Source organism: Microbulbifer sp. HZ11 (genome assembly GCF_000708675.1).
Classification (GTDB): Bacteria; Pseudomonadota; Gammaproteobacteria; order Pseudomonadales; family Cellvibrionaceae; genus Microbulbifer.
The window spans coordinates 947,398-972,534 of sequence record NZ_JELR01000002.1 but is presented as its reverse complement, the minus strand read 5'-3'; the positions used below and the strand labels follow the sequence as shown (position 1 = coordinate 972,534).

The 25,137-nt window shown below is 57.8% G+C and carries 17 protein-coding genes; 11 read left to right on the top strand and 6 right to left on the bottom strand.

Annotated features, from left to right (window positions below; genetic code table 11):
• Window positions 1-603: 603 nt before the first annotated feature.
• The 5 genes from trpE (at window position 604) to trpC (ending at window position 5,602) form a co-directional block, all read left to right on the top strand.
• Window positions 604-2,085 (top strand): anthranilate synthase component I, encoded by a 1,482-nt coding sequence (gene trpE, locus AU11_RS11830; RefSeq protein WP_043319566.1) that lies wholly within the window; start codon window positions 604-606, stop codon window positions 2,083-2,085.
• 36 nt (window positions 2,086-2,121) lie between these two features.
• Window positions 2,122-2,979: an ion transporter gene (locus AU11_RS11825; RefSeq protein ID WP_051687213.1), complete on the top strand. Its 858-nt coding sequence runs from the start codon at window positions 2,122-2,124 to the stop codon at window positions 2,977-2,979.
• Complete coding sequence (locus AU11_RS11820; RefSeq protein ID WP_043319565.1) at window positions 2,976-3,554, top strand: aminodeoxychorismate/anthranilate synthase component II; 579 nt, start codon at window positions 2,976-2,978, stop codon at window positions 3,552-3,554. Before AU11_RS11825 ends, AU11_RS11820 begins: the two co-directional genes overlap by 4 nt.
• Window positions 3,555-3,768: 214 nt before the next feature.
• Window positions 3,769-4,803, top strand: a complete 1,035-nt coding sequence (trpD, locus tag AU11_RS11815; protein ID WP_043319564.1) for an anthranilate phosphoribosyltransferase — start codon at window positions 3,769-3,771, stop codon at window positions 4,801-4,803.
• A 4-nt stretch (window positions 4,804-4,807) separates the two neighbouring features.
• Window positions 4,808-5,602: an indole-3-glycerol phosphate synthase TrpC gene (trpC, locus tag AU11_RS11810; protein WP_043319563.1), complete on the top strand. Its 795-nt coding sequence runs from the start codon at window positions 4,808-4,810 to the stop codon at window positions 5,600-5,602.
• 60 nt (window positions 5,603-5,662) lie between these two features.
• On the opposite strand, the gene AU11_RS11805 is transcribed toward trpC, so the two are convergent.
• The 4 genes from AU11_RS11805 to crp form a co-directional block, all read right to left on the bottom strand.
• A complete protein-coding gene (locus AU11_RS11805) occupies window positions 5,663-7,237 on the bottom strand; it encodes a sulfotransferase (protein WP_043319562.1) in 1,575 nt (524 codons plus the stop codon).
• A gap of 86 nt (window positions 7,238-7,323) precedes the next feature.
• Entirely contained in the window at window positions 7,324-9,792 is a 2,469-nt protein-coding gene (locus AU11_RS11800) for a TonB-dependent receptor (protein ID WP_043319561.1), read from the bottom strand.
• Window positions 9,793-10,009: 217 nt separating this feature from the next.
• Window positions 10,010-12,136 carry a transporter substrate-binding domain-containing protein gene (locus AU11_RS11795; RefSeq protein WP_197023831.1) on the bottom strand — a complete coding sequence of 709 codons (2,127 nt, stop codon included), beginning with the start codon at window positions 12,134-12,136 and terminating at the stop codon, window positions 10,010-10,012.
• A 373-nt stretch (window positions 12,137-12,509) separates the two neighbouring features.
• On the bottom strand, window positions 12,510-13,145 hold the full coding sequence (crp, locus tag AU11_RS11790; protein WP_051687212.1) for a cAMP-activated global transcriptional regulator CRP: 636 nt from the start codon (window positions 13,143-13,145) through the stop codon (window positions 12,510-12,512).
• 337 nt (window positions 13,146-13,482) lie between these two features.
• Between crp and AU11_RS11785 the strand changes: the two genes are divergently transcribed.
• From AU11_RS11785 to AU11_RS11765, 5 genes are all read left to right on the top strand, one after another.
• The gene (locus AU11_RS11785) at window positions 13,483-13,890 is read left to right on the top strand and encodes an OsmC family protein (protein ID WP_043320461.1); all 408 of its coding nucleotides are present in this window, start codon (window positions 13,483-13,485) and stop codon (window positions 13,888-13,890) included.
• Between the two features lie 127 nt (window positions 13,891-14,017).
• The gene (locus AU11_RS11780) at window positions 14,018-14,542 is read left to right on the top strand and encodes an asparaginase domain-containing protein (RefSeq protein WP_043319557.1); all 525 of its coding nucleotides are present in this window, start codon (window positions 14,018-14,020) and stop codon (window positions 14,540-14,542) included.
• Between the two features lie 120 nt (window positions 14,543-14,662).
• Entirely contained in the window at window positions 14,663-16,180 is a 1,518-nt protein-coding gene (locus AU11_RS11775) for an aldehyde dehydrogenase (RefSeq protein WP_043319556.1), read from the top strand.
• A gap of 165 nt (window positions 16,181-16,345) precedes the next feature.
• The gene (locus AU11_RS11770) at window positions 16,346-16,735 is read left to right on the top strand and encodes an STAS/SEC14 domain-containing protein (protein ID WP_043319555.1); all 390 of its coding nucleotides are present in this window, start codon (window positions 16,346-16,348) and stop codon (window positions 16,733-16,735) included.
• A gap of 90 nt (window positions 16,736-16,825) precedes the next feature.
• Window positions 16,826-17,584 carry a TerC family protein gene (locus AU11_RS11765; RefSeq protein WP_043319554.1) on the top strand — a complete coding sequence of 253 codons (759 nt, stop codon included), beginning with the start codon at window positions 16,826-16,828 and terminating at the stop codon, window positions 17,582-17,584.
• Window positions 17,585-17,666: 82 nt separating this feature from the next.
• Here the strand turns inward: AU11_RS11765 and AU11_RS11760 are convergent, their stop codons facing one another.
• Window positions 17,667-20,180 (bottom strand): choice-of-anchor D domain-containing protein, encoded by a 2,514-nt coding sequence (locus AU11_RS11760; protein WP_043320460.1) that lies wholly within the window; start codon window positions 20,178-20,180, stop codon window positions 17,667-17,669.
• Window positions 20,181-20,405: 225 nt separating this feature from the next.
• Window positions 20,406-22,637: a hypothetical protein gene (locus tag AU11_RS11755; protein WP_043319553.1), complete on the bottom strand. Its 2,232-nt coding sequence runs from the start codon at window positions 22,635-22,637 to the stop codon at window positions 20,406-20,408.
• A 236-nt stretch (window positions 22,638-22,873) separates the two neighbouring features.
• On the opposite strand from AU11_RS11755, the gene AU11_RS11750 reads away from it, so the two are divergent.
• Window positions 22,874-25,087: a transporter substrate-binding domain-containing protein gene (locus AU11_RS11750; RefSeq protein WP_197023830.1), complete on the top strand. Its 2,214-nt coding sequence runs from the start codon at window positions 22,874-22,876 to the stop codon at window positions 25,085-25,087.
• Window positions 25,088-25,137 lie beyond the last annotated feature (50 nt).

The window sequence follows — 25,137 nt, the reverse complement described above, 5'->3', positions numbered from 1 at the left end:
CGTAGCCTTGGGAGCTTTGTAGTGGACACCGTGGCGGCCAGATGCCGGGTGGAGCTTTTCGGGACCGCTGTGAATACGTCCCTGTACGCTTCGTCGGCAACATCCCTGTTGCCGACGATCCCGAAAAGCTCCACCCGGCACCCCGCCTTCGCATCATATTTCAGCGTTCTTAAGTACCATACGAAGCTGGAGTGCCGGGTAAAGGTTTTTGAAAGCGTCGCAAACAGGATGTTTGCGCCGCAGCGCCCAGGGATGGGTTCACAGCGGTTTCAAAAACCTTTACCCGGTGCTCCGGCGCCACAAAAGGTTATAAAGGACTTAATCAGGGCTGTTAAGAACCACGAAATCCCAAGCTTGCCGCCTCTACCAGAGATTTGTACACTTGCTCGCCGGAATACAGGGAAGCAACTCGACGCTGCGAGATTCTGACATTGAACTGCACTGCCCCCCACATCAACAGCTGGCGATGGCGCCACTGATCCTTAAAGCCTGAAGACCAGGAACTGGTCCGACGGGCGCCTCTCTCGCGGGTAGGATTTCACAACTCATGCGCAATCCAGACCCGAATACAAAACTCAACGCATTGCATACACCGGAGTCGCCATGACCCCCAGCGAATACGCCCAACTTGCGTCTAAAGGATTTAACCGCATACCTCTGGTCCGCCGCGTACTGGCAGACATAGAGACCCCGCTCACCACCTACATGAAGCTCGCCGCCCGCGATGGCGGTCGCTACAGCTACCTGCTGGAGTCCGTGCAGGGCGGGGAAAAGTGGGGGCGCTACTCCATTATCGGCCTGCCCGCGCGCACCGTACTGAAAGTGACCGGCTACGATATTGTGGTCGAGCGCGATGGAAAAATCGTCGAGCAACACACCGTCGAAGATCCACTCGCCTTTGTCGAGGAGTTCCGCGGGCGCTACAAAGTGCCGGAAATCGCCGGCCTGCCGCGCTTCAACGGCGGTCTCGTCGGCTACTTTGGCTACGACGTGGTGCGCTATATCGAGCCCAAGCTCGCCGACAGCTGCCCGCCGGATACCCTGGGTAACCCGGATATCCTGCTGATGGTCAGCGACGAGCTGGTGGTGTTCGACAACCTCGCCGGTGCCGTGCTGTTTATCGTGCACGCCGATCCGGAGCAGGGGGATGCCTTTGAAATCGCCCAGCGCCGCCTGGATCAGCTGGTGGGGCAGCTGTCGCAGCCGCTCGAGAGCGTCGAGCCGCTGGGGATCGACGGCGATCACACCGCCGAAGACACCTTTACGTCCCATTTCGGCGAAGAAGCATTCAAACAGGGCGTACATAAGGTCAAGGATTACATCCTCGCCGGCGACGTGATGCAGGTAGTGCCGTCCCAGCGCCTGTCGGCCCCCTTCACCGTTCCGCCGCTGAACCTGTACCGCGCCTTGCGCAGCCTGAATCCGTCTCCATATATGTACTTCCTCGATCTGGGGGATCACCAGGTGGTGGGTTCCAGTCCAGAGATTCTGGTGCACCTGGAGGACGGCGATATGACCGTGCGCCCGATCGCCGGTACCCGCCGCCGTGGCGCCACCGAGGAACAGGATCTGGCGCTGGAGAAAGATCTGCTGGCGGACCCGAAAGAAATTGCCGAGCACCTGATGCTGATTGACCTCGGCCGCAACGACGTGGGCCGGGTTGCGCAGACCGGTACCGTGCAGGTCACCGAAAAAATGGTGGTGGAGCGGTACTCCCACGTGATGCACATCGTCTCCAATGTGACCGGAAAAATTAAACCGGAGCTGCACGCCATCGACGCCCTGCGTGCGGCCCACCCGGCAGGTACCCTGTCCGGCGCGCCCAAGATTCGCGCCATGGAAATCATTGACGAACTGGAGCCGGAAAAACGCGGTGTCTACGGCGGTGCCGTGGGTTACCTGGCGTGGAACGGCAACATGGATACCGCCATCGCGATTCGCACCGCGGTGATCAAGGATGAAAAAGTGTACGTACAGGCCGGTGCCGGCCTGGTCGCAGATTCCGATCCGCAATCCGAGTGGGACGAGACCATGAACAAGGCGCGGGCGCTGTTCCGCGCCGTGGCCATCGCCACCGGGCAATAACTTATTTTTCTTGATCCATTGGAAGCAGTTGAACCGATGAATAGTGAAATTTCAGTAGGGCAGAAGCGTAGTTTTGCTGAACAGTGTCGCCGCCTGGTCGATACACCGATTTTCAATCAGGTGATTATCGCCCTGATCTCGGTGAATGCCGTGGTGGTGGGGCTGGAAACCTCCACCTGGGTGCTGGAGCGTTTCAGCGGTGCCCTGCACGGCATCAACCAGCTGATCCTGGGCGCGTTTATGGTGGAGGCGGCAATCAAGATGGCCGCCCACGGCAACCGCCCCTGGCGCTATTTTGCCAATGGCTGGAACTGCTTCGATTTCTCCATCATCGTGCTGAGCCTGATTCCGGCGGCGGGACCTATGGCCACGCTGGCGCGCCTGGTGCGGGTGCTACGGGTGTTGCGCCTTGTCTCCGCGTTCCCGGAACTGCGCCTGCTGGTAGACACACTGCTGCGCAGTCTGCCGAGCATGTTCCATATCAGTCTGCTGATGGGGATCATTTTTTATATATACGGGGTGGCCGGTTATTTCCTGTTTCACGAAATCGACCCCACCCACTGGCGCAACCTGCCTATCGCCCTGCTGAGCCTGTTCCGCATTGTCACCTTTGAGGACTGGACCGACATCATGTACACGGCGATGGAATCCATGCCTTACAGCTGGATTTATTTCCTCAGCTTTGTGGTGATGGGCGCGTTTGTGATGATCAACCTGTTTATCGGGGTGGTGCTGAACAATCTGGAAGAGGCCAAACTGCGCCGCCTGGACGAACTGGCAATGCCGCCGAGCCAGACCGAAATTCTGCGCGAACTCCGCGCAACCCAGGAGTCCCTCGCTCGCTTGCAGAAGCGGTTGGGAGACATGGGAGATGAGAAAGGAAGCGAATCATGATCCTGATGATCGACAATTACGACTCTTTCACCTTCAACATCGTGCAGTATCTGGCGGAGTTGGGCGCGGAGGTCGTGGTCAAACGCAACGATGAAATCACCGTAGCGGATATCGAAAAGTTGCACCCGGAGAAAATCGTAATCTCCCCGGGCCCCTGTACGCCGAACGAAGCGGGTATCTCCATGGAGACCATCCGCACCTATGCGGGCAAGCTGCCCATTCTGGGTATTTGTTTGGGACACCAGAGTATCGGTCAGGTGTTCGGTGGTCGCGTGGTGCGCGCCGGGGAAGTGATGCACGGCAAGACCTCGCCGATCATTCACAACAATGTCGGCGTATTTAATGGGCTGTCCAATCCGTTCGAGGCGACCCGCTATCATTCGCTGGTTGTGGAGAAGGGCAGTCTGCCGGATTGTCTGGAAGTTACTGCCTGGACCGAGACCGAAGACGGTGAGATCGACGAGATCATGGGCATCCGTCATCGCGAATTGCCGATCGAGGGGGTGCAGTTTCATCCGGAGTCGATTTTGACTCAGCACGGGCACGATATGCTGCGGAATTTTTTGGAGTCTTGAGGTATTGGTGCGGCGCTCCGTAGGTGGCCTGGTGGCGGCGCTGCTACCGGTATCCGTTTGCGAGACACGCCGTGAACCCATCCATGGGGGCTCTTCCGCGAGGTCCCTCTCGCGGAAGGTCTCGCAAACGGATCCCGGCATCAGCACCTTAGCTTTGGATGCCGGAGACATAGCGAACCCCGGGAAACGAAAATCTTAGGGAAGGGGAAGAATAATGAATATCCAACAGGCCATTGGAAAACTGGTCGAGGGTGAACATCTAACCCGTGGGGAAATGCGCGAGGCCATGGGCCAGATTATGCGTGGGGAAGCGGAAGACGCGCAGATAGGTGCATTTCTGGTGGCCCTGCGCATGGGTGGTGAATCCGTGGAGGAAATCACCGGTGCCGTAGAGGTGATGCGCCAATTGTGCACCAAGGTCGAGATCGATCAGACCAACGCGGTGGATATCGTCGGTACCGGCGGCGATGGTGCCAACCTGTTTAATGTCTCCAGCGCTTCCAGTTTTGTCGCCGCTGCCGCCGGCGCCAAGGTGGCCAAACATGGCAACCGCTCGGTTTCTTCCTCCTCCGGCTCAGCAGACCTGCTGGAAAAAGCCGGTATCTACCTTCCCCTGACCCCGGAGCAGGTCGCCCGCTGTATCGACGGTGTGGGAGTGGGCTTTATGTTTGCACCCAGTTATCACAGCGCCATGCGTCACGCCATTGGCCCGCGCAAGGCACTGGGCCTACGCACCATTTTCAATCTGCTGGGCCCGCTCACCAACCCCGCCGGCGTGAAGCGCCAGGTGATTGGAGTGTACGATCCGCACTACAGCCGTATGCTGGCGGAAGTATTGCAGACCCTTGGTTCCGAGCATGTGCTGGTGCTGCACAGCGATGATGGACTGGACGAGGTGAGCCTCGCTGCGGATACCCGCGGCTGGGAGTTGAAGAACGGTGAACTGAAAAAAGTCACTATTTCTCCGGAAGATTTTGGCATCGAGCGACAGAACCTGGACGGATTGTGCGTGGACGGCTCTGAAGAGTCACTGGCGCTGATCCGCGATGCCCTCGGCAAGCGCGAAACCGCCGCGGGAGACAAGGCAGCTGATATCATTGCCATGAATGCCGGCATGGCCATCTACGTGAGTGGTGTGGCGGCGAGCCGGGCAGAAGGGGTGAGCATGGCGCAGGACGCCATCTATAGTGGCCTCGCCGGAGAGAAGATTAACGAGCTGGCCGCCTTTACCAGCGCATTCAAAGAGTGAAGTAATGAATACCCCAACGATTCTGAAGACCATCGTCGAGCGCAAATGGGAAGAAGTGGCCGAGCGCAAGAAGCTGGTCAGTCAGGATGAAATGCAGCAGCGTGCGCTCAGGCAGCCAACCTGCCGCGGATTTGTCCAGGCCATCGAGGCCAAGCGCAACGCCGGTGAAGCGGCGGTGATCGCCGAGATCAAGAAGGCCTCCCCCAGCAAGGGCGTGATCCGCGAAGATTTTATTCCCGCAGAAATTGCCACCAGCTATGAGAAGGGCGGAGCCGCCTGCCTGTCTGTGCTGACCGATGTGGACTTTTTCCAGGGTGCCGATGAATACCTGCAGCAGGCCCGCAATGCGGTGCGCCTGCCGGTAATCCGCAAGGACTTTATTGTCGATCCGTATCAGGTGTACGAGGCCCGCGCCATCGGCGCCGACTGCATTCTGCTGATCGCGGCCTGCCTGGATGATGCACAGCTCACCGGCCTGAATGATCTGGCATTGGAACTGGGTCTGGATGTGCTGGTGGAGGTGCACGATCGCGCTGAGCTGGAGCGCGCACTGAAGCTGCCCAATCGCCTGATCGGTATCAACAACCGCAACCTGCACACTTTTGAAGTGCAGTTGGAAACCACCTTCGGCCTGCTGGAGCTGATTCCGGAAGATCGCATTGTGGTCACCGAAAGCGGTATTCACACTACCGACGACGTGGCGGCCATGCGCGGCCACAATGTGGATACCTTCCTGGTGGGTGAAGCCTTTATGCGTGAGGAAGAACCGGGCCGTCGCCTGATGGAGCTGTTCAACTAAAACGTCACCCCGGACTAGACCCGTGATCCGGCACTGCAGAGTGCGTAGCCCGAGGCCGGGTTAAATCAACCCGGCCTTCGCAAAGATTTCGATGGCCGGCTGCAACTCTTTTTCATACTTTCGCCAGCGTGCCACCGCACTGCGGTAGATGGGCTGGCGTACCTGTACGCTGCTCGCCGTGGAAACTGCCGCATCGGACTGGTGGAACTCCAGGCAGGCCTCCTCCCAAGGCAATCCCAGATAGTCCATCAATGCGTGGGCTTCCCTCCGCGGGTTCTCGGTAATTTGCTCATAACTTACCGTGTGGATCCTGTCTCTGAAAATTGTCTGCCAGTGATCGATCAGGTCCCGGTAGGCACAGATATAGCGCGCGGTGTCTTCCAGACTGTAGTGGTAGTGGTAGTAGCGAAAGTTGAAAGAAAACAGCTGGCGAAAATTGCTCAGGCACACATCCAGTGGATGCCGGTCGAGTACCACGATTTTCGCATTCGGCAGGCTGCGCAGAATAAACCCGAGATAGAGAAAATTCATTGGCAGCTTGTCGATCAGGTATGCGGCACTTCTGCCCCGTGCGCGGCAACGGGTTTCGTAGTCCTGCCCGATAGCTGCGGGGGCCACATTCATTGCTTCGGCAATGACGTCCAAATCCAGTGTGTGCGAAGAACCGGTGTTTGAGTGTCGCTTGATCGCCAGTGGAAACTCGTGAAGTTCACCCAGCGATTCGATTTGTGAGTGGCTGGCGAGAATACGCTCTACCAGTGTGGTGCCGGAGCGGGGCATGCCCACGATAAACAGAGATTGGTTGCCGAGCCCTGTTGCGCTATCCGGCGCAGTCGATGAGAACGCGGATTTCAGCCCGTCAAACAGTGCCGCGTCCTGGGCAAAGGAATAACCGATCTTTTCCCGGTAGCGATGCTTGGCTGTATTCAGACATTCGAAAGCCTGTGCGTAGTCGCCGCTGCGCTCACAATCACGCGCCAGCGCGTGGCTCAAGTAGAGCCGGTCCTCGGCGCTCAGTTGTGGTAGCTGTAGTCGTTTTTTCAATTCGGCGGTATTTTCTATACTCGCGTTGTTCTTTCCCAGTTCCGACAGTGCCCAGCGCGCGCGGGCGAAATCCGGCTGCAGCGCAATGGCTTTTTCATAGGCTGCGCGCGCTGCATCCATATTGCCGAGGAACTGCTCGGTAGAGGCGAGATTAAATTGAAATTGCGGATTTTCCGGTGCCAGTGACACGGCGCGGCGCAGGGGGTTGATGGCCTTGTGGTGTTCGTCGAATCGTGCGTATATCACACCCAGTGTATCGAGAATCAACGGCCTCTCGGGGTTTGCCGCGAGTGCCAAGTCTGCCGCCTGAAGTGCCCGGTCGTAGTCATTCAGTTGCGCATAGTAACGCGCCTTTTGCGCGAGATACTCAGGATTATCCGGGCTGCCAGCCAGTGCCCGTTCGACCATCTCGACTGCCTTGTAGAGATGGCCCGCCGCTGCCGCTGCGATACTGGCGAGAAACCAGGCATCGCTGTGCGCCGGGTCGCCCTGCAAGATCTGACGGCAGTAGTGGTGGAGTGCGCGCATGTCGCCCCGGTTGAGGGCCTGCTCTGCAGCACTGTGCAATTGCGCAATGGAGGGAGTCTGCATAGATGGCAATAAAGTAAGGATCAACAAATAAAAAAGCCGGCCGGGACAGTGTATCCCAGACCGGCTTGATGGAAAGCCTACAGGTGTCAGAAGCTGTAGGTGAAGCGGGCACCAATGGTGCGCGGTGTGCCCACGTACTGGCCGTAGGAACGCTGGGTAAAGCCGTTGCCCCACTCGATACCCGGACCGTTGTTTTCGTCCTGCAGGTTGCGGCGGCTGGTGCGGGTTCCAGTGATGTAATACTTGTCCCACAGGTTGTCTGCGAATGCCTGCACGGTCCAGTTGTCTAGGCTCAGGGTTGCGGACAGGTGGTGTACCGCATAACCCGGAATGGCTTCGCCGCCGCGGTCACCCGCAGTAATGCTGCCATCTTCCTCGACCATGTACAGCGGGTCTTCGGGGCCACCAACCATGTTGTACACATCGCTGGCGAACACGAGCCCGTAGTTCAGAGCCAGGTCATAGTTGCCCAATACCGTGGTGGAGTAGTTCAGGTTGAGAGAGCCCTGGTGTTCGGCGTGTCCCGGCAGGCGGGCGCCCGCATAGACATCGTAGGGGCCGACCAGACCCGGGGCATCCTCGGTGAGCTCGGCGTCGGTGTACGCGTAGGTGAAAGCCAGATCCAGACTGTCACTGATCAGCCAGCTTCCCTGGAGCTCAAAGCCCTGGCTGATGGCGGCGCTGCCGTTGCCGGTAATGGGCAGAGAGCCATTGGTGGTGGTGGTGGCAACCTGCAGGTCGCTCCAGTCGATGTAGTACAGCGCGGTGCTGATATTCAGGCGCTCGCCGACCAGGCCTTTGTAGCCGATTTCGTAGTTGTCGATTTTGTCCGGGTCAATCAGTACTTCTTCCGGCAGTGCGCACAGCTGCTGATTATCGCTGGCGATTTGCTCCGGGGTACATTCCGGTACGGAGTTGACGCCGCCGTTGCGGTAGCCCTGGGAGTAAGTGAAATACACCATGCCGGAATCGGTCGCATCCCACGCCAGGTTGAACTTGAACAGATCTCCCTCGTCTTCCCCCTGATTGGTACCCAGGTCTACGTTGATGGCGTCCTGAGGCGCTCCGAGGAACACGGTATCGTACAGAGGCAGTCCGAATCCGCCGGTAATATCGGTTTCAAAACTGTAACGACGGTAACCGCCGGTGACCGCGAGTGTGTCGCTCAGGCTATAGGTCAGTTCACCGTAAAAGGCGGATTCTTTTTCGTCGATATCCGTAAGCTGAATGTATTCCAGGCTGTCTGGGCGAAGCTGCACGGCATCCCAGTTATCCACAGCGAACTGGTCAAAGAAGGGGGTAAACTCTTCACTGATCGCGTCGGAGACATACTCGTTCTGGAAGTAACCGGCGACCCATTTGAAAGGACCTTCATGCTGTGAAGACATGCGCAGTTCAAAGGTGTCGGCTTTGTCTTTTACTTGTTCGCGTGTATAGGCCGAGAACGACGGGAAGGAATCGTAACCGTAGTCCAGATCGAGCAGCAGGTCGGTCTGATCGCGCTGGCCCAGCTCCTCATATTCGGATTGGCCGTAAACCATGGTGGCCTGGGCAAAACCGAGGTCACCGATCAGCTCGATACTGGTGAGTTTATTGGTGTAGTGATTGGGCTCTTCATAGCGCATGCCGGATTCGTAGGGTCCGGTACCAAATGAGAGCTGGTTGGCCAGTTGGCGACCCTCTGCCTTGGTATCCTGGTAGTAGTGCCACAGGTTGGCTTCCAGCCAGTCGTTTGCTAGCCAGCGCACATTGATACGGCCGGACTTGGTGTCTTCACCGTTGGCATCTTTGACTTTGCGCAGGTTCGCGGCGACATCGTCGGGATCATTGAAATCCGGATCCGGGTTGGAGACACCGGATTCACGCACCACATAGTTGTAATCGATAAAGCCGGGGTCCTGTACGCTGTCGGCGTTTACCCGAATGGCCAGGGTATCGGTCAGGGCGAAATTCAAAGTGGCGCCGTACTCCTGACCGATGCCGGAGCTTTCATTTGTGCTGCTTGCACTACCGCGGAAACTGGCACTGTAGCCCGATGGATCCGCTTTCGCCGGGATATAGCGGATGGCGCCGCCCATGGTGCCCTGTCCGTAAAGGGTGCCCTGAGGGCCGATAAGTACCTCCACCCGCTCGAGGTCAACGGGCTTCAGGTCCACCTGCAGGGGGATATCCCCCAGGTACATGGCCACGGTGCTGCTGCTGAAGCCCGGGCCCAGGCCACCGGTGTTGAGTCCGCGTACCATCATATCCGGTACTTCGTCCCGCGGGCCGCGGTCCACTACCGTCAGCCCCGGGGTGTAGTAAGCAATTTTGGCGATGCTGGTGAGGCGCAGGTCTTCAATCTTCTCTCCGCCCACCGCCGAAATATTGATGGGAATATCCATCACATTTTCTTCGCGCCGCGAGCCGGTCACCACAACTTCTTCGAAAGCGGGTTTGCTTTCGCTTTCCGTATTCTGTGCCGTGGCGAACTGCGGCAACGGCATCGCCGCGCACGAGATGGCCAGGGCCAGGTGGGATTTTTTGAGTGAGAGGTAGTTGTTGTTGTCCCTCATTGGATCTCCCTAAGACTATTTATTTATGTGTTGAGTTGGCTGTAACCAACGTACCAGTGCCGGGGAGAATAATTTGCTAAATGTGCGCGCTCAGCAGTGTTTAATTTTGCAGTATTGCTTTATTTTGGTTCTTTAGGCCGATATTTGTTCGTATTGTGCGTCATTTTGGTGCTTTCGCCAGTATAAAATGCTGGTCGGTCGTCCAGTGCCCTGATGGTTACTGGGATACCGGATGGGGCGGCACCTGATGGGTTGGTGAGAGGCGGTGTTGCACCTGGTTGAGGTCAATATCGCCGCTGGCGACGTTGGTGTAGGCGTGATACAGGTGGCTGATCTTGCGTACGTATTGGACTGGCTCCGCACCGCGGACATAGCCGTAGCGGGCTTTGGTGAAGTATTGGGGTTCGGACAGTTTGAGCATGGCCTGCTCCACATTGCCGAACCAGACATCCGGGTTGAGACCGAGCTCCCGGGCCAGTCGGCGCGCATCCAGTAAATGCCCGTAACCGGCATTGTAGGAGGCGAGAATAAACCAGAGTCTTTCCACCGCCGGCAGTGTGGGTTCAAACCGGTCGCGTACCCAGTTGAGGTATTTGAGTCCCGCCTGAATATTGCGGTCCGGCTCGAACAGCGGAGGCGGGAAGCCCATATCTTCCGCAGTGGCGGGCATTACCTGTAACAGCCCCTGGGCACCCACCGGAGATACAGCTTTCGGGTTGAAGTTACTTTCCTGCCACATCTGCGCCACCACCAGGCGCCAGTCGAAGCCGTATTCCAGCGATGAGTGTTTTACCAGGGTGTCGTAGGGGGAGAGGTCTTTCCCTGGAATAACACGCGCAGCGACGTGCTGGGTAAAGCGCTTGTTCGGCTCGAAATAAGCCGCGATTTTTTTCGGGTAGGCCTCGCTCTTGCGATACTTGGCGAGAAAGATATCGAGCTTTTTCAGCAGCTGTTTGTTTTGCGGCATGACCATCCACCCCTGTGGACGCGGGTCACTGACCAGGGTGCCGGGGGACAACTCGGGGTGCAGGGAGGCTGCCATCATCACATCATCGTTATCCACGATGGTGGCATCCAGTTCGCCCTCCGCGATTCGGTCGATAAGTTCGGCGATAGAAATATCCGCCGGGGCGACTTCTACGGCAACATCAATACCGCTGCGTTTCAGTGTGCGCGCGGTGGTGGTAAAGGGAGAGTTGGCCCTGACCGTCAGGGTGCGTCCGGCAAGATCCTGAATCTGTTTGATCTCCGGTTTGTTCCGGTTGCTGACAACCTGCTCCGGGGTTTCACGATAGGAGCGTGTGAAGGCAATCCCCTGGTCGATGCGTTCCTGGGTGATATTTTTTACGGCACCGGCGAAATCGCCTTTCCCGGCTTTCAGCCAGTCAATCAGGGTTTCATCGTAGGGCACCACAATCACTTGCAGCTGCAGGTCGTGCTTTTCTGCAAAGGCTTTCGCGAGGTCGTAGTCAAAGCCCATAAGCACGCCTTTCCACAGGTAGTAAACGGATGGGCGGTTGTAGGTGAGGAAGCGGATAACGCCGGACTGTTTGATTGCTTTCCAGTCGCTAATGCGTTCGCCCGGCGCTTTGACCAGGTTGCCGGTTAGATAGTTGTTAACCCTGGTGAGCAGCTTTTTTGAACCTTTGCGTACCGCCCAGGCAATATTCTCTCTCTCCGAAACCGCCGCGCCCACTCGAATATCCTTGCGGTAGCTGAGCATGTTATCCGCGATATAGTCATCGAGGATGGCCACGCGATTTCTCTTTTCTTTGAGCAGGTCGACCAGGGCATCCCGGTCCTCGTAGACTACGGCCTGCTTTATCGAAAGGTTGGCATCCGGATTCTGTGCAATCAGGCGCTCGGCGGTCTGTATGTAGACGGAGCCTGTTTGCGCGATTAACTCGGCGTCGCGTAGTTGTTCTGGATCACGGATGTCCGGACCGTCCAGACTGGTCACCAGCTTCTGCCGGGTCTGCAGCAGCGGTACCGTAAAATCGACGAGCTCGCGACGGGCTTCGGTGTCGGTCAGCGAGTAGGCTGCAATGTCCGCTTTCCCCGCCTGCACCATCTCGATGGCTTCCTGCGGGGTACGCGCCACAATCCATACGGTTTCAAGCTTCAGTTTTTCCGCTAGCTTGTTCGCCAGGGTGATGTGTTTCAGCGTGACGATGCTGTCCCTAGGTAGCCGGTCGAGTTCGGACCCGCCGAGATTGACGAAGCGGATAACGCCGCGGTCGCGAATTGCCGCCAGGTCACCGGTTTCGATATATGGGGGAATTGCCTGCGCCGCTGTGGCGCTGGCGTTGACTGGGGTCTCGCGGGGTGGCTGATTCCGTTCCACCGCGCCTCTGTCGCAGGCTGTTACCAGCAAGACCAATATGGTCGAAATTAACAGCGTAAATGCTGCGAGGTGGGCAGAGTTGTGACTGTTTCCCATTCCTGGCTCCCCGGGGTGCATGACCCCTGCGACTTACCGAATAGTAATGTCGCGGGTCCTTTCCTGCGCACGTTGCGGTAGCTGCCGGAAAAATTTTCTGAAAAGTTGGGCTTTGTGGGGTTGGGATGGCCTGAATGGCGACGGAAGGGGGTAGAGTTGCCGCTTGCCAACCTGTAGGGATGAACGGACGGTCGTATGATTGTGGGCGGGGCGACGCGTGGGAGGGGTGCGTTGCTGGCATTGGGCCCCGGCGCCTGGGGCCCATACCGAAGGTGGATCAGCGGGTCCCGTAGACCACCATGGTTTTACCTTTTACCGATACCAGGCCCTGTTCTTCCAGGGTCTTCAGTACCCGGCCCACCATTTCGCGGGAGCAGCCGACAATGCGGCCAATTTCCTGGCGGGTAATCTTGATCTGCATACCTTCCGGGTGGGTCATCGCATCCGGCTCGTTACACAGGTCCAGCAGGGTACGGGCCACACGACCGGTCACGTCGAGGAACGCAAGGTCACCCACCTTGCGGGTGGTGTTGCGCAGGCGGCCTGCCATCTGGGTGGCCAGGTTGAACAGGAATTCCGGGTGCTGACGGGTCAGCTCCTGGAACTTGGTGTAGGAGATTTCCGCAACTTCACACTCGGTCTTGGTGCGCACCCAGGCACTGCGGGTGTCCTGGTCGAACAGGCCCATCTCACCGAAGAAATCGCCGTCGTTCAGGTAGGCCACGATCATTTCGCGGCCCTCGTCGTCCTCGATCAGTACGGTGACGGAACCGCGCATGATGAAGTACAGGGACTCACAGCGGTCGCCAGCGTAGATGATGGTGCTCTTGGCCGGGTAGCGGCGGCGATGGCAGTGGGCGAGAAAGTCTTCGATGTTGCCAGTAGTCAGAGTGTCTTCGGTAGCGACCGTCACGGATCTACTCCTTTTCTTGAAATTTTTGTGCCTGATCCCGGGTAAGTGGATGATTATCCCGCTAAAACCCCGATGCCAACAGGGGGCATCTCAGGTTAATGCTCCGCAATGTGATCTGGGCCACTTTTTGCCCAGCTTAGGGGCAGGGTGTTGTTTATAGCGGTTGTCGGCAGCGGTGACAACCGTCGTTAGTGAAGGCTTACTCTGCAGAGCCTGCCGCCAGGGGATAATGTCTCCCGGGTCACTGGGGTCTCGACACGCTGCGGATTCCGGCGACTGTTGTGATAAGCTCCCGGCCCCCATCCAATCTGAAGGAGAGAGTTCCATGGCGGGCGTAATGCAGGGTCAGGTGACCTGGGTGAATGGTGTCACCTTTATCGGTGAGTCGGGCAGTGGCAATTCGGTTGTGATGGAAGGCGGCCAGAAGAATAACGGCATTCGCCCCATGGAAATGATACTGCTGGGTGTCGGTGGCTGCGCCTCCTACGATGTGGTGGGTATCCTGCAGAAGACCCGTCAGGACGTGGCCAGCTGCCATGTGGAACTGAAGGGCCACCGCCCGGACGCGGTACCGGCGCCGTTCGAGAAGATCGAGATGGAGTTCGTGGTGCGCGGGCGCAATATCAAGGAGTCCCAGGTGGCGCGCGCGGTGGAGCTGTCGGCAGAGAAGTACTGCTCCGCGTCCATCATGCTGGGCAAGGCCGGGGTGGAGATTGTGCACTCCTATCGGATCGAAGAAGTCTGAGCCGCCAACTTTGTTGTTGTAAGCCCGCAGCGTGCGGCTGCGGGTGACTGTCCCTAACGCTACAATTGTCTCGTTCTCCCGTGCCCACTAATATGCGCACATTTGTACTCATTCAGCGGGAAAAACGATGACAGATCTCAACCACAAGACCACCATCCGCATCCTCACCACCGGTGGCACCATTGAAAAGAGTTATTGTGAATCCGAGGGCACTCTCAAGAACCGCGCGTCCATCATTCGCGAGGGCCTGATCAGCAGCCTGCGTCTGCCCTATACCCATCTGGAACTGGAGAGCATCCTCAACAAGGACTCCCTGGAGATGGACAACAGCGATCGCGACCAGATCTGCGCCGCTATCGCCAGCACCGCACAGCAGGGCGACCCCATCGTTATCCTGCACGGTACCGACACCATGTCGATCACTGCGGAATACTGCTACGAAAAAATGGGGACCCCCGCTGTCCCTGTGGTGTTCACCGGTGCCATGCGCCCCATGGGCTTTATCGATTCCGATGCCCGCCAGAATGTCACCGAAGCCCTGCTCACCGCGCGCCTGATGCAACCCGGCTTCTATATCGCCTTCCACAACCGGGTGTTCCCCATCCCCGGTGCGCGCAAGAACCTGCAAACCGGTACCTTCGAAGCGATTTAACCTGAGCCATTTGACCCTGTTACACTGCGCCCTTTGATTTGTGATCACATTTTAGGTATAAACTGAACAATCCTTCAGTTTTACTGGCTGCCAACTTTCATATTGAAGACCGAGGTGTCCATGACCGATCAGCAGAAACCGCAATCCACCCCGCAATCCCTGCAGGAGTGGCTCGCCATGGCCGACACTCTCACCATCGAGGGGCGCGCCTTTATCAACGGCGAATATGTGGATGCCCGCAGTGGCCAGACCCGCCCCTGTACCAGCCCGGCGGACGGCCGCGAGCTGGCGCAGGTCGCCAACTGTGGTCCGGAAGATGCCGAGGTGGCGGTCAAGATTGCTCGCGACACTTTTGAATCCGGTGTCTGGTCCCATATGCCGCCTATGGATCGCAAGAAGATCCTGGTGCGTTTTGCCGAGCTGATCGAAGCCAACCGCGAGGAAATCGCCCTGCTGGAAAGCCTCGATGCGGGCAAGCCCATCAGCGATACCATGAATGTGGATGTGCCCAGCGCGGTGACTACCATCCGCTGGAATGCCGAGGCCATCGACAAGATCTACGACGAGATCGCCCCCACAGGCCCCACGGAGATAGGCCTGATTACCCGTATGCCCCTGGGGGTGGTCGCGGCGATTGTGCCTTGGAACTTCCCTCTCTCCACTACCGCGTGGAAACTGGGCCCGGCACTGGCCACCGGTAACAGCGTGATTCTGAAGCCCGCTTCCAACACCCCGCTCACCGCCATCAAACTGGCCGGCCTGGCAAAAGAAGCAGGCCTGCCGGATGGCGTACTGAACGTACTGCCGGGACCGGGCAGCAGCCTCGGCAAGGCCCTCGGCCTGCACATGGATATCGACGGCCTGACCTTCACCGGTTCCACCGAGGTGGGCAAGACGCTGACCGAATACTCCGGCCAGTCCAACCTCAAGCGCACCTTCCTCGAGCTGGGCGGCAAGAGCCCTAACATTGTTTTTGCCGATGCGGATCTGGACAAGGCGGCGGAAGCGGCGGCGCTGGCAGTGTTCTACAACCAGGGTGAAACCTGTACCGCGGGCACCCGTCTGCTGGTGGAAAAAGGCATCGCCGATACCTTTATCGAAAAGGTGAAAAAGGCCTCCGAGCGCTTCAAGCCGGGTCATCCGCAGGATCCGAACTCGGTGATGGGTGCACTGATCGACCAGAGCCAATTCGACACCGTCGAGTTCTACGTGGCCAAGGGCCTGGAGCAGGGCGCCAGCCTGGTGTGCGGCGGCAAGCCCGCGCAAGCGGTAGAGGGTGGCCACTACTACGAGCCCACCATTTTCCGCGGCGTAAGTGGCGACATGACCATTGCCCGCGAGGAAATCTTCGGTCCGGTGCTGTCCATCATCGAGTTCGAGACCGAAGAGGAAGCGCTGAAAATCGCCAACGACTCCATCTACGGCCTCGCTTCCGGCGTCTGGACCAAAGACATCAGCCGCGCCCACCGTATGGCTCGCGATATCCGTGCCGGATCTGTGTGGGTGAATAACTATTTTGGTGGCGATATCACCGTGCCGTTCGGCGGCTTTAAACAATCCGGTAACGGCCGCGATAAGTCCCTGCATGCGCTGGACAAGTACTGCGAGCTTAAGTCCACCTGGATCGATATCAGCTGAGGGATTGCCGAGTTATTGAAAACGAACGACTCCGTTGGGCCGCTTTTGCGGCCCTTTTTTTGTATGGGGTCCCACTACTGACAAATTGATCCTTTTGTTTCGCCGGCTGCTCGAGGCTATACCTCGTTATTGGCACTAGTAAACGGCCTATAGGGAGATGTGCTCATGAGCGATTATCACCACGGCTTTTCTGTCAGTATCGAACGCACCGGAAATCAGCGGGTACTTTTGACCTTGCACGCGCGCGGCAAGCTGGAGCACGAAGACTACGAAACCCTGGTGCCCATGCTCGAGTCCGCAATTGCGGGGATGGAACATCCCAAGATTGATGTACTGATGGACATGCGCGAACTGGAAGGTTGGGAAATCCGAGCCGCCTGGGATGACCTCAAGCTGGGTGTAAAGCACGGTCGGCAGTTCAACAAGGTGGCCATGGTGGGCAACAGGGCCTGGCAGGAAACCGCGGCCAAAATCGGTACCTGGTTTATCGGAGGCGAAGCCCGTTATTTTGAAGACAAGGCACCCGCCTTGGCGTGGCTGGACGAAACCCCGTAAACTCCTCCCGTTTACCTTCCGCACCGTTGCGAGTTGTGCTCAACGGAGCGCGACCGATCACTATGACAATAAATTGACAGGAACCGCCGCATGTTCGAATGGATTGCCAGTCCCGAAGCATGGATTGCCCTGGCCACCCTGGCCGCGCTGGAAATCGTGCTGGGCATCGACAACATCATCTTTATTTCCATCCTCGTAGGCCGCTTGCCGGAAAAACAGCGGGAGTCCGCGCGTTTTATCGGTCTGGCCCTGGCGATGATCACCCGCCTGGGGCTGCTGTTCTCCATCGCCTGGATCATGGGACTGACTGAGCCCTGGTTTACCGTGTTTGGGGAGGAAATCTCCGGACGGGATGTGATTTTGATTGGCGGTGGCCTGTTCCTGCTGTTCAAGGCCACCCACGAAATTCACAACAGCCTGGAAGGCGTCGATGGCGAGGCCACCTCGACCAAGACCGCCACCTACGGCATGGTACTGGCGCAGATTGCGATTCTGGATATTGTATTCTCACTGGACTCGGTTATTACCGCGGTGGGGCTGGTGGACCATATCTCCATTATGGCGATTGCCATCATTCTTGCAGTGGCGGTGATGCTGCTGGCGGCCAAGCCTATTGGCGATTTTGTCGACCGCCATCCCACCATCAAGATGCTGGCGCTGTCGTTCCTGATTCTTGTAGGGGTCACCCTGATTATCGAAGGCTTTGAGGTACACGTACCCAAAGGCTACATCTACTTTGCCATGGCGTTCTCGGTGGCGGTGGAAATGCTCAATATCCGCATGCGCAGCAAGAAGGCGAAAGTGGTCGAAGCGGTAGAATTACGCAAGCCAATCCGGGAGGCGGAGTAGGGGATACACGGAAACATCCATAAAAAAGGGGCGCTGGTGGAAAGCCAGCGCCCCTTTTTCATTTCTGTCTGCCGGTGGTGAATTACTGGCAGAGGCTGCGGATAGCGTGCGCTTCCTGTGCCGCATCCATCCACAGATACTCGTCGTCATCACCAAAATAGTAATAGACCGAGTTGTTGGGCAGGATCAGCACAGAAATACCGCCATAGCCCGACATAAACGGCAGCCAAAGAGGATTGCTGCATCCGCTCATATCGCTGCTGACTTCGTGGGCCCAGAAGCCGTTGTTGTATTTGTAGTCGGTGAGCGGTTCCAGACCGCGGTCACTGCTATCCCGCTGCAGGGCCGCATCCAGCTGCCCCTGGTGCAGTATGGACTGGTTATCGTCCGCCAGGAACGCGCCGATTTTCGCCACATCATCCCGTAACCACATCAGCCCCCAGCCGGCGAAAGGCTGTTGCACGCTGTCATAGGTGCGACGGGTAAATTCTGCGGTGGGGCTGACCCCCAGCGGCGCCAATACTTCGTCGAGGAGAATATCGGTGAAGATATCGCTGCTGCTGCCCTCAATACCCTGTAGGTAGGCGTTCATCGCGGTACCCAGAATGTAGGTGTCCGAGGTGTGATATACCCACTTGGTACCCGGAGTCGCCTTGCGTGGGTACTCGGTACAGCTGTAATTGATTTTGCTGGCGTGGTCTTCCGGCAGGAACAGGTCGTTGGTATGGCTGGCGCCTTCGTCGCTCATATAGCTGGCGAGTTTATAGTTGCCGGTACCCATATCCAGTGCATTGCCAAAGGTCACGTCATTCCAGTTGCCGTTGGTATTGCATTCGCTGATATAGCTGCCGATGGACTGGTTGAAGGTGCCCGGATATTTCTGTTCCAGTCGCATCAGCGCGCCACCGGCAAATACCGACTTGGCGCTGGAGTAGGACGGAACCACCAGGGATTCACAGTATGGGTAAGTACCCTGGCGAGTGCTGCAGCCACCGACATAGTGGGTGCCGTCGATCACTAAGCCCACCAGGGAAATTGCCAGCGGGTCCTTGCCGTTGGGGGTGGCGAAGGCGGTGTAATCCGTGCCCGGGTAGTCCTGTGCCAGTGCGCTTAGCGGCTTGCTTGGCATACGCGCTGCAACTTCCGCCTGGTAGTCACTGACCAGAGCCGCGCTGTTGCCGACGGACTGTGGCGTGTAGCTGGCGGAGAGCTGCCCCCACATATCAAACTGATAATACAGGCAGGTTTCACTGGCGATCTGATAGGCCACATCGGAAACGGAGCCGTCGTCCTTGAACAGGAAGCTCATCACCCCATTGTGCATGCAGTTGGCGTTTTTCTGTTGCAGGGCAAAGGGCAGGGCAACCCGGCTGTAGCCCGCATCGCCGTTTTCATTCCACACCCGTCCCGGTGTCAGTACATATTCCCATTCCGGGTGGCTGCTGGGAATGGAGCCCCGCTGCCTGGGTACGATATGACTGCCCGTCTGCACAAATTCAAAATCGAATTCCGGCAGGTGTTTACGTGTTGCATCCTGGGATCCGGTGTAGCGGAAGGTATCCTTGTGCTCATCAAAGGCACCGCCGCTGGCTTCGCCGAACAGCTCCAGAGAACCTTCAAACTGATTGGTGGGCATGGCTGCGTCGGCTGGCAGTGCATAGTGGGAAAAATTCACCAGGCTGCCGGGATCGCTGCCGTTGATCAGAGTGGTCATGGTAAGTGCGGAGCGGGAAACATTTCCGCTGCCGGTGAGCGGGTCAAAATCTTCCACACTGCCACCGCCCTCACTGGAAGAGCCGCTCAGGTTGATGGTGAGGCTGGATTCATCCGGGTCGTTGGAGGTCAGGGTAATGGCACTGCCAAAGCTGCCTTCGCTGGACGGCGAAAATGTCGCTGAAATTGCACAGCTGCTGCCTGCGGCAACGGTGCCGCAATTATTGCTGGTAATACTGAATGGCGCGGTGGGTGAGCTGGTGTTGCTGATCACCAGTGGGGCAGAACCCTGGTTGGATACGGTAATTACCTGGGAGCTGGTATTGCCCGGGGCAACATTTGAAAAGCTGACACTTGCCGGCGCGCTGATATCGGGATCGGTGGGCGCGCCGCCGGTGCCGGTGACCAGAGCCTGGTGACCGTAGCAGTAATCACCTGTGGTGGAGCCGGTTCCGCGGAAGCGGAGTTGCACGTCGGTATTGTTGTCGATCCCGGTCGGTGAGCTGCTGCTATTGAACTGGGTGCCATTGTCGTCACCATTGGCGACGGTGACCGCGGTGATCCAACTGCTGCCGCCATCGGTGGAAATTTCCCCGTAGCAGAATTCATTGTTCTCCAGTGAGCCCGCGGACATGGTCAGCGATACAGAAACCGCGGAATAACCGGCGGTCGATAACGTGTGGGTTGCACTGGATCCACCGCGCAAGCGCAAGGTGCCATTATGCGCATCCACAGTACCGGTTGCGCTCCAGTCGCTGATATTGCCGCTGCTGAAACTGTCGGAATATATAGTTTCCGCCTGAGCGCTGGCTGAGCCCGCCGCACTCAATAGCAGAATGGCCGTCGCGAGTCCTGCCCGCGATCGCTGGTCACTCGATTTCATATTCACACCTTGATTATTTTTATGAGCTGGGACTGCCGCTGCATGGGCGCGACGCGCGTACAGTGGCATGGACATAACATGGGCTTTCTGCAGTTAAATCTGTAGGGCCAGCTCTCTTGGGGTTGTAGTGCCAGTGGTGAACTGTCGTGAAATAAATCATCAGGCAGAAAAAAGGCGGACCCGCAGTCGGGTCCGCCGAAGCGCGATTGCGCAGGAGTCAAACGGTTACTGGCAGGCGCTCTGGATCTGGTGTGCTTCCTGAACCGCTTCCAGCCAGTAGTAAGTGTCGTTGTCGCTAAAGTAGTAATAAACACTGTCGTTCGGCAACAGAACCACAGTAATGCCGCCGTAGCCGGACAGGAAAGGAATCCACTGTGGGCCACTGCAGCCATTTAAATTACCGGCCACATTGTGTGCCCAGAAGCCGTTGTTGTAGCGGTAGTCGGCGAGCGGTACCGTGCCTGTATCGCCGCTGTTGCGCTGCAGGGCGGCATCGAGCTGATTGCTGTCGAGCATTTCCTGCCCGTTGATCTCGCCACCGTCGATACCTACAAAACTCGCGATTTTTGCCACATCGTCCGGCAGCCACATCAGGCCCCAGCCAGCGAATGGTTGCTCAACAGAATCGTAAGTGCGGCGGGTGTACTGGCCGGTAGGACTGACGCCAATCGGCTGCCACAGGTCGGCGACAATAGTGTCATCGAAGATATCGGCGTTGCTGCCCTGCTGATCCTTCAGATAATCGTTCATATGAGTGCCGGCGATGTAGGTGTCCGAGGTGTGGTACACCCACTGGCTGCCTGGTGTTGTCTTGCGTGAATACTGCGTACAGCTGTAACTGATCTTGCTGCTGTGGCTGTCGGTCAGGAACAGGTTGTCGGTATGGGAGGCGCCTTCATCTTCCATATAGGTAGCATTGCCGTAATTACCCGTCGCCATATCGAGAAGATTGTTCAGTGTCACATCAGACCAATTGCCGTTGCTGTTACATGCGGGAACGTGGCTTGCCACAGAGGTGTTGCGCACGCCCGGGTACAGCTTTTCCAGTCGCATCATCGCCACGCCGCCAAAAAACGATTTGGCGGAAGAGTAAGACGGTACCACCATGGAGTCGCAGTAGGGGTAGTTGCCATAGCGGGTAACACAATCGCCGCGGTAGTGGACACCACCGTAGATAAATCCAGCGGTGGAAACATGGCTGGCATCGGTACTGTTCGGTGCTTCGAAGGCGGAAGGGTCAGTACCCGGATAGTCCGTGCTGAGTGCGGACAGTGGTTTGGTCGGCATGCGCCCGGCGATCTCGGCCTGGTAGTCCTGGATCAGCTGGCTCTGATTGGCGATGGTTTCCGGGGTGTAGCTGGCGTCGAGCAGTCCCCACCAGTCAGCCTTGAAGTACAGGCAGGTCTCGCTGCTGATCTGATACGCCACCTTGGATGTCGAGCCATCCTCTTTGAACAGGAAAGTCATCACGCCGTTGTGCATGCAATTGGCGTTGCGCTGCTGCAGGGCAAAAGGTATTGCTGCGCGGGTGTAGCCGCTGTCGCTGTTTTCCTGCCATACACGTCCAGGGGTCAACACGTATTCCCAGTTGGGGTGCGCGCTGCCGATGGAGCCGCGTTGTAGCGGGAATATATGGCTGCCGGTCTGGACAAACTGGAAAGAAAATTCCGGCAGGTGTTTGCGGGTGTTATCGCCACTACCGGTGTAGTTGTAAGTATCCTTGACCTCCGAGAAACTTCCCCCTGAGGCTTCGCCACTGAGCGTCAGGGTTCCGGCAAAAGCATTCAGCGGGTGAGCCGCATTCTGTGGCACCGCGTAAGCGGAAAGATTCACCCGGCTGCCCGGGTCGCTTCCGTTCATCAGCGTGTTGTAAGTCAGCAGGCTGCGGGAAACATTTCCTGAACCGCTCAATTCATCGTAGTAATCGTCGTTACTTCCGCCGCCACTACTGCTGCCCCCGCCGCTATCCACGTCACCGGTGACGAGAATGTTGTCGCCGTAACAGTAATCGTAGTAGTCGTTGCCGCCATTGCGATAGCGAATCATCAACTGGGACTTGTTGTCCGCATCAATGGCCACACTGCTTGCGGTGTAAAGGGCGCTGTTATCCTGCCCGTTGGACAGGGTGAGCGCGTTTACCCAGGAACTGCCGCCATTATTCGATACTTCCGCGATACAGCTTTCACCGTACTCAAGGGAGTGCGCGGAGATGTCCAGGGAAATATTGACGTTTACATATCCGGATGTGGACAGGGTATAGGTCGCACTGGCGGTGCCGCCACGTAAACCGATGGAATAGTTTCCGTAATAGGCGTTTGCATAGACAGTGCCGGTCGTATTCCAGCCGGCGATATTTCCATCCTGGAAGTCTTCGTCCAGAAGGGTTGCCGCGCTCAAGCCTGGAGATGCACAGGCGCTGAGCAGAGCGGCGATCGTGAGATGTCGAATTATTTTCATGGTTTTATCGCATATGTCGTTTGCAGTTTTCTCAGGAGCTTGCGCGACCTGAACAGGCCGATTCAGGTTCTCGCAATCCTGAACCCGGCCATAGCGCCACTTGATGGCCGGTGATAGGACCAGCGCCCTGCGGATTGTTCAATAAGTGAGCGGAATCGAAATGTGTCACAGTTTGTGAGACATTTATTCCCCATGCGGAAGTGAATTACTCAGCAGAATTTAGAGGTATGCGGGAGATGGCAATTAAGCCTGATAGGGGACGTCGGCAGTTAATAGGGGTGGATGCAGTGCGCTGGGCCTGCAGTCTGCTGGTCATTCTGTTGCTTGCTGCCTGTGGCGCGGACCGCGATGTCCCCGCCCGGGCACAGGCGCCGGAAGCCGACCTGGAGCCACTGGTGGTGGACGAGGTCGAAGAGGAAGTGCTGCCGCCAACATTCGACAACTATATCGAGCGCGGCGACCTCGAAGCGATTACCGCACGGGGCACCTTGCGGCTGCTGGCTCCCCAGGGCCTGGAGGAGGAGTCGCTGCCGCGTGACGGGCTGCCCACCGGCGAGTGGCGTGAACTTGCGGAAAAGTTCGCCCGCCAGCGCGGGCTCGAGCCGCAATGGATCTATGTGGAAGACTTTGCACAACTGATTCCCGCCCTTATCGACGGGCGCGGTGACCTGATTGCGGTCAACTTTTCCCGCACCCCGGAGCGCGCCAGACAGGTCGCCTTCACCCGGCCCCTGGAGTACGTGCAGGAGCAGCTGATTACCCGTCGCGACCGTCAGCAACAGACGGCGGAGCTGGAAGTCGCACTGCGCAACGGCAGTGCCTTTGTTGCCACTCTCGCGCAACAATCCAGCGAAGAGCGGGTACTGATTCCCCGGGTACTGGAAGGACCCGTCACCCAGGATGAACTGCTCGATGGCGTAGCCGAAGGTGAATACGACGGTACCGTGATCGACAGCAATCTCGCCGAGGTCATGCTTGCGGATTACCCGACGCTGCAGGCGGAAAACCTGCGGGATAGCCGCCGCGCCATCGCCTGGGCCGTGCGCAGAAACAGTGCGCAACTGGAGCAGGCGCTGAATGAATATTTTACCGAGGAGCATCTGATTGCGGCCCAGCGCCGCGCCAGCGCCCTGCGTGACTGGGAGCAGATCAAACAGACCAAAACCCTGCGGGTGCTGACCCGCAACCATCCTGCGTCCTACTTTATGTGGCGCGGTGAGCTGATGGGGTTTGACTACGATTTACTGAAACGCTTTGCCAAGGATAACGGCCTGCGCCTCAGTATGGTGGTGCCCGGCCCCGAGGTGGATCTTGCGGATGCACTGGCTGAGGGAATGGGCGATGTTATCGCCGCGTCACTGACCATCACCGAGGCGCGCCAACAGCAGGGCCTGGTGTTTACCCGTCCCTATATGCAGGTGACCGAACAGTTGATTGCCGCGGTGGACAGCAGTGCGCAGCTGGATATGGCGGTACCCGTGGCTGAGCGTTTACAGGGGCAGTCGGTGGCGGTGAACCCGCTGAGCAGTTATTACTCCAGCCTGCAGCTGCTGCAGGCCTCCGTGAGCGGGGACGCGACGCTGGATATTCGCGCGGTGCAGGGGGCAACCACCGAGCAGCTGATTGATGCGGTGGCCGAAGGGCGCTATGACTACACCGTGGCGGACTCCCACCTGGTGCAGATCGAGCAGACCTACCGCGACGATTTTATGGTGGTGGGCAATCTTTCTGGCGAACAGGATATCGCCTGGGCGGTACGCGGGGATCAGCCGCAGTTGCTCGACAAGCTGAACGGCTTCCTCAATCAGTATTACCGCGGCCTGTTTTTCAATGTCACCTACAACAAATACTTCAGGGAAGAGAAGCGCATCCGCGGTAAGCACCGGGAGCGGCTGCGGGATACCTCGGAACTGTCTCCCTACGATCCACTGGTGCGCAAGCACGCGGTACCCGCAGACAGGGACTGGCGCATGGTGGTGTCGCAGATGTATCAGGAGAGCCGCTTCAATCCCAAGGCGCGCTCCTTTGCCGGTGCCCGTGGCCTGATGCAGGTGATGCCGCGTACCGGTCAGCAATTGGGCATTTCCGATTTATATCAGCCGGAAAACGGAATTCGCGCGGGTATCTCCTATCTCGGCTGGCTGGAAGAGCGCTTCCCGAGAGCCCTGCCATTTGACCAGAAAATTTATTTCACCCTCGCCGCGTATAACGCGGGCCACGGGCACGTGCGGGATGCGCGGGTGCTCGCGGAAAGGTTGGGGAAAGACCCGAACCGCTGGTTCGGCAATGTGGAAGAGGCCATGTTGCTGCTGTCACAGCCAGAGCACTATAAAAAAGCCCGCTTTGGTTACGTGCGGGGGCGTGAGCCTGTGAACTATGTGCGGGAAATTCGCGACCGCTATTTTGGCTACCTGTCGGTGGCGCAAAACGAGCGGGCGTCAGAGCGTTAATTCCGTGTGAATGCGGAAGGACCAGGCGATCCTTCCGTAATTTACCATTC

Bases quoted from the DNA above. Each gene is read 5' to 3' on its own strand.
- AU11_RS11800 (WP_043319561.1), bottom strand. From the start codon at position 9,792: ATGAGGGACAACAACAACTACCTCTCACTCAAAAAATCCCACCTGGCC.
- AU11_RS11825 (WP_051687213.1), top strand. From the start codon at position 2,122: ATGAATAGTGAAATTTCAGTAGGGCAGAAGCGTAGTTTTGCTGAACAG.
- AU11_RS11760 (WP_043320460.1), bottom strand. From the start codon at position 20,180: ATGAAATCGAGTGACCAGCGATCGCGGGCAGGACTCGCGACGGCCATT.
- AU11_RS11780 (WP_043319557.1), top strand. From the start codon at position 14,018: ATGACAGATCTCAACCACAAGACCACCATCCGCATCCTCACCACCGGT.
- AU11_RS11755 (WP_043319553.1), bottom strand. From the start codon at position 22,637: ATGAAAATAATTCGACATCTCACGATCGCCGCTCTGCTCAGCGCCTGT.
- AU11_RS11775 (WP_043319556.1), top strand. From the start codon at position 14,663: ATGACCGATCAGCAGAAACCGCAATCCACCCCGCAATCCCTGCAGGAG.
- trpC (WP_043319563.1), top strand. From the start codon at position 4,808: ATGAATACCCCAACGATTCTGAAGACCATCGTCGAGCGCAAATGGGAA.
- AU11_RS11785 (WP_043320461.1), top strand. From the start codon at position 13,483: ATGCAGGGTCAGGTGACCTGGGTGAATGGTGTCACCTTTATCGGTGAG.
- AU11_RS11805 (WP_043319562.1), bottom strand. From the start codon at position 7,237: ATGCAGACTCCCTCCATTGCGCAATTGCACAGTGCTGCAGAGCAGGCC.
- AU11_RS11820 (WP_043319565.1), top strand. From the start codon at position 2,976: ATGATCCTGATGATCGACAATTACGACTCTTTCACCTTCAACATCGTG.
- AU11_RS11770 (WP_043319555.1), top strand. From the start codon at position 16,346: ATGAGCGATTATCACCACGGCTTTTCTGTCAGTATCGAACGCACCGGA.
- AU11_RS11765 (WP_043319554.1), top strand. From the start codon at position 16,826: ATGTTCGAATGGATTGCCAGTCCCGAAGCATGGATTGCCCTGGCCACC.
- trpE (WP_043319566.1), top strand. From the start codon at position 604: ATGACCCCCAGCGAATACGCCCAACTTGCGTCTAAAGGATTTAACCGC.
- trpD (WP_043319564.1), top strand. From the start codon at position 3,769: ATGAATATCCAACAGGCCATTGGAAAACTGGTCGAGGGTGAACATCTA.
- AU11_RS11750 (WP_197023830.1), top strand. From the start codon at position 22,874: ATGGCAATTAAGCCTGATAGGGGACGTCGGCAGTTAATAGGGGTGGAT.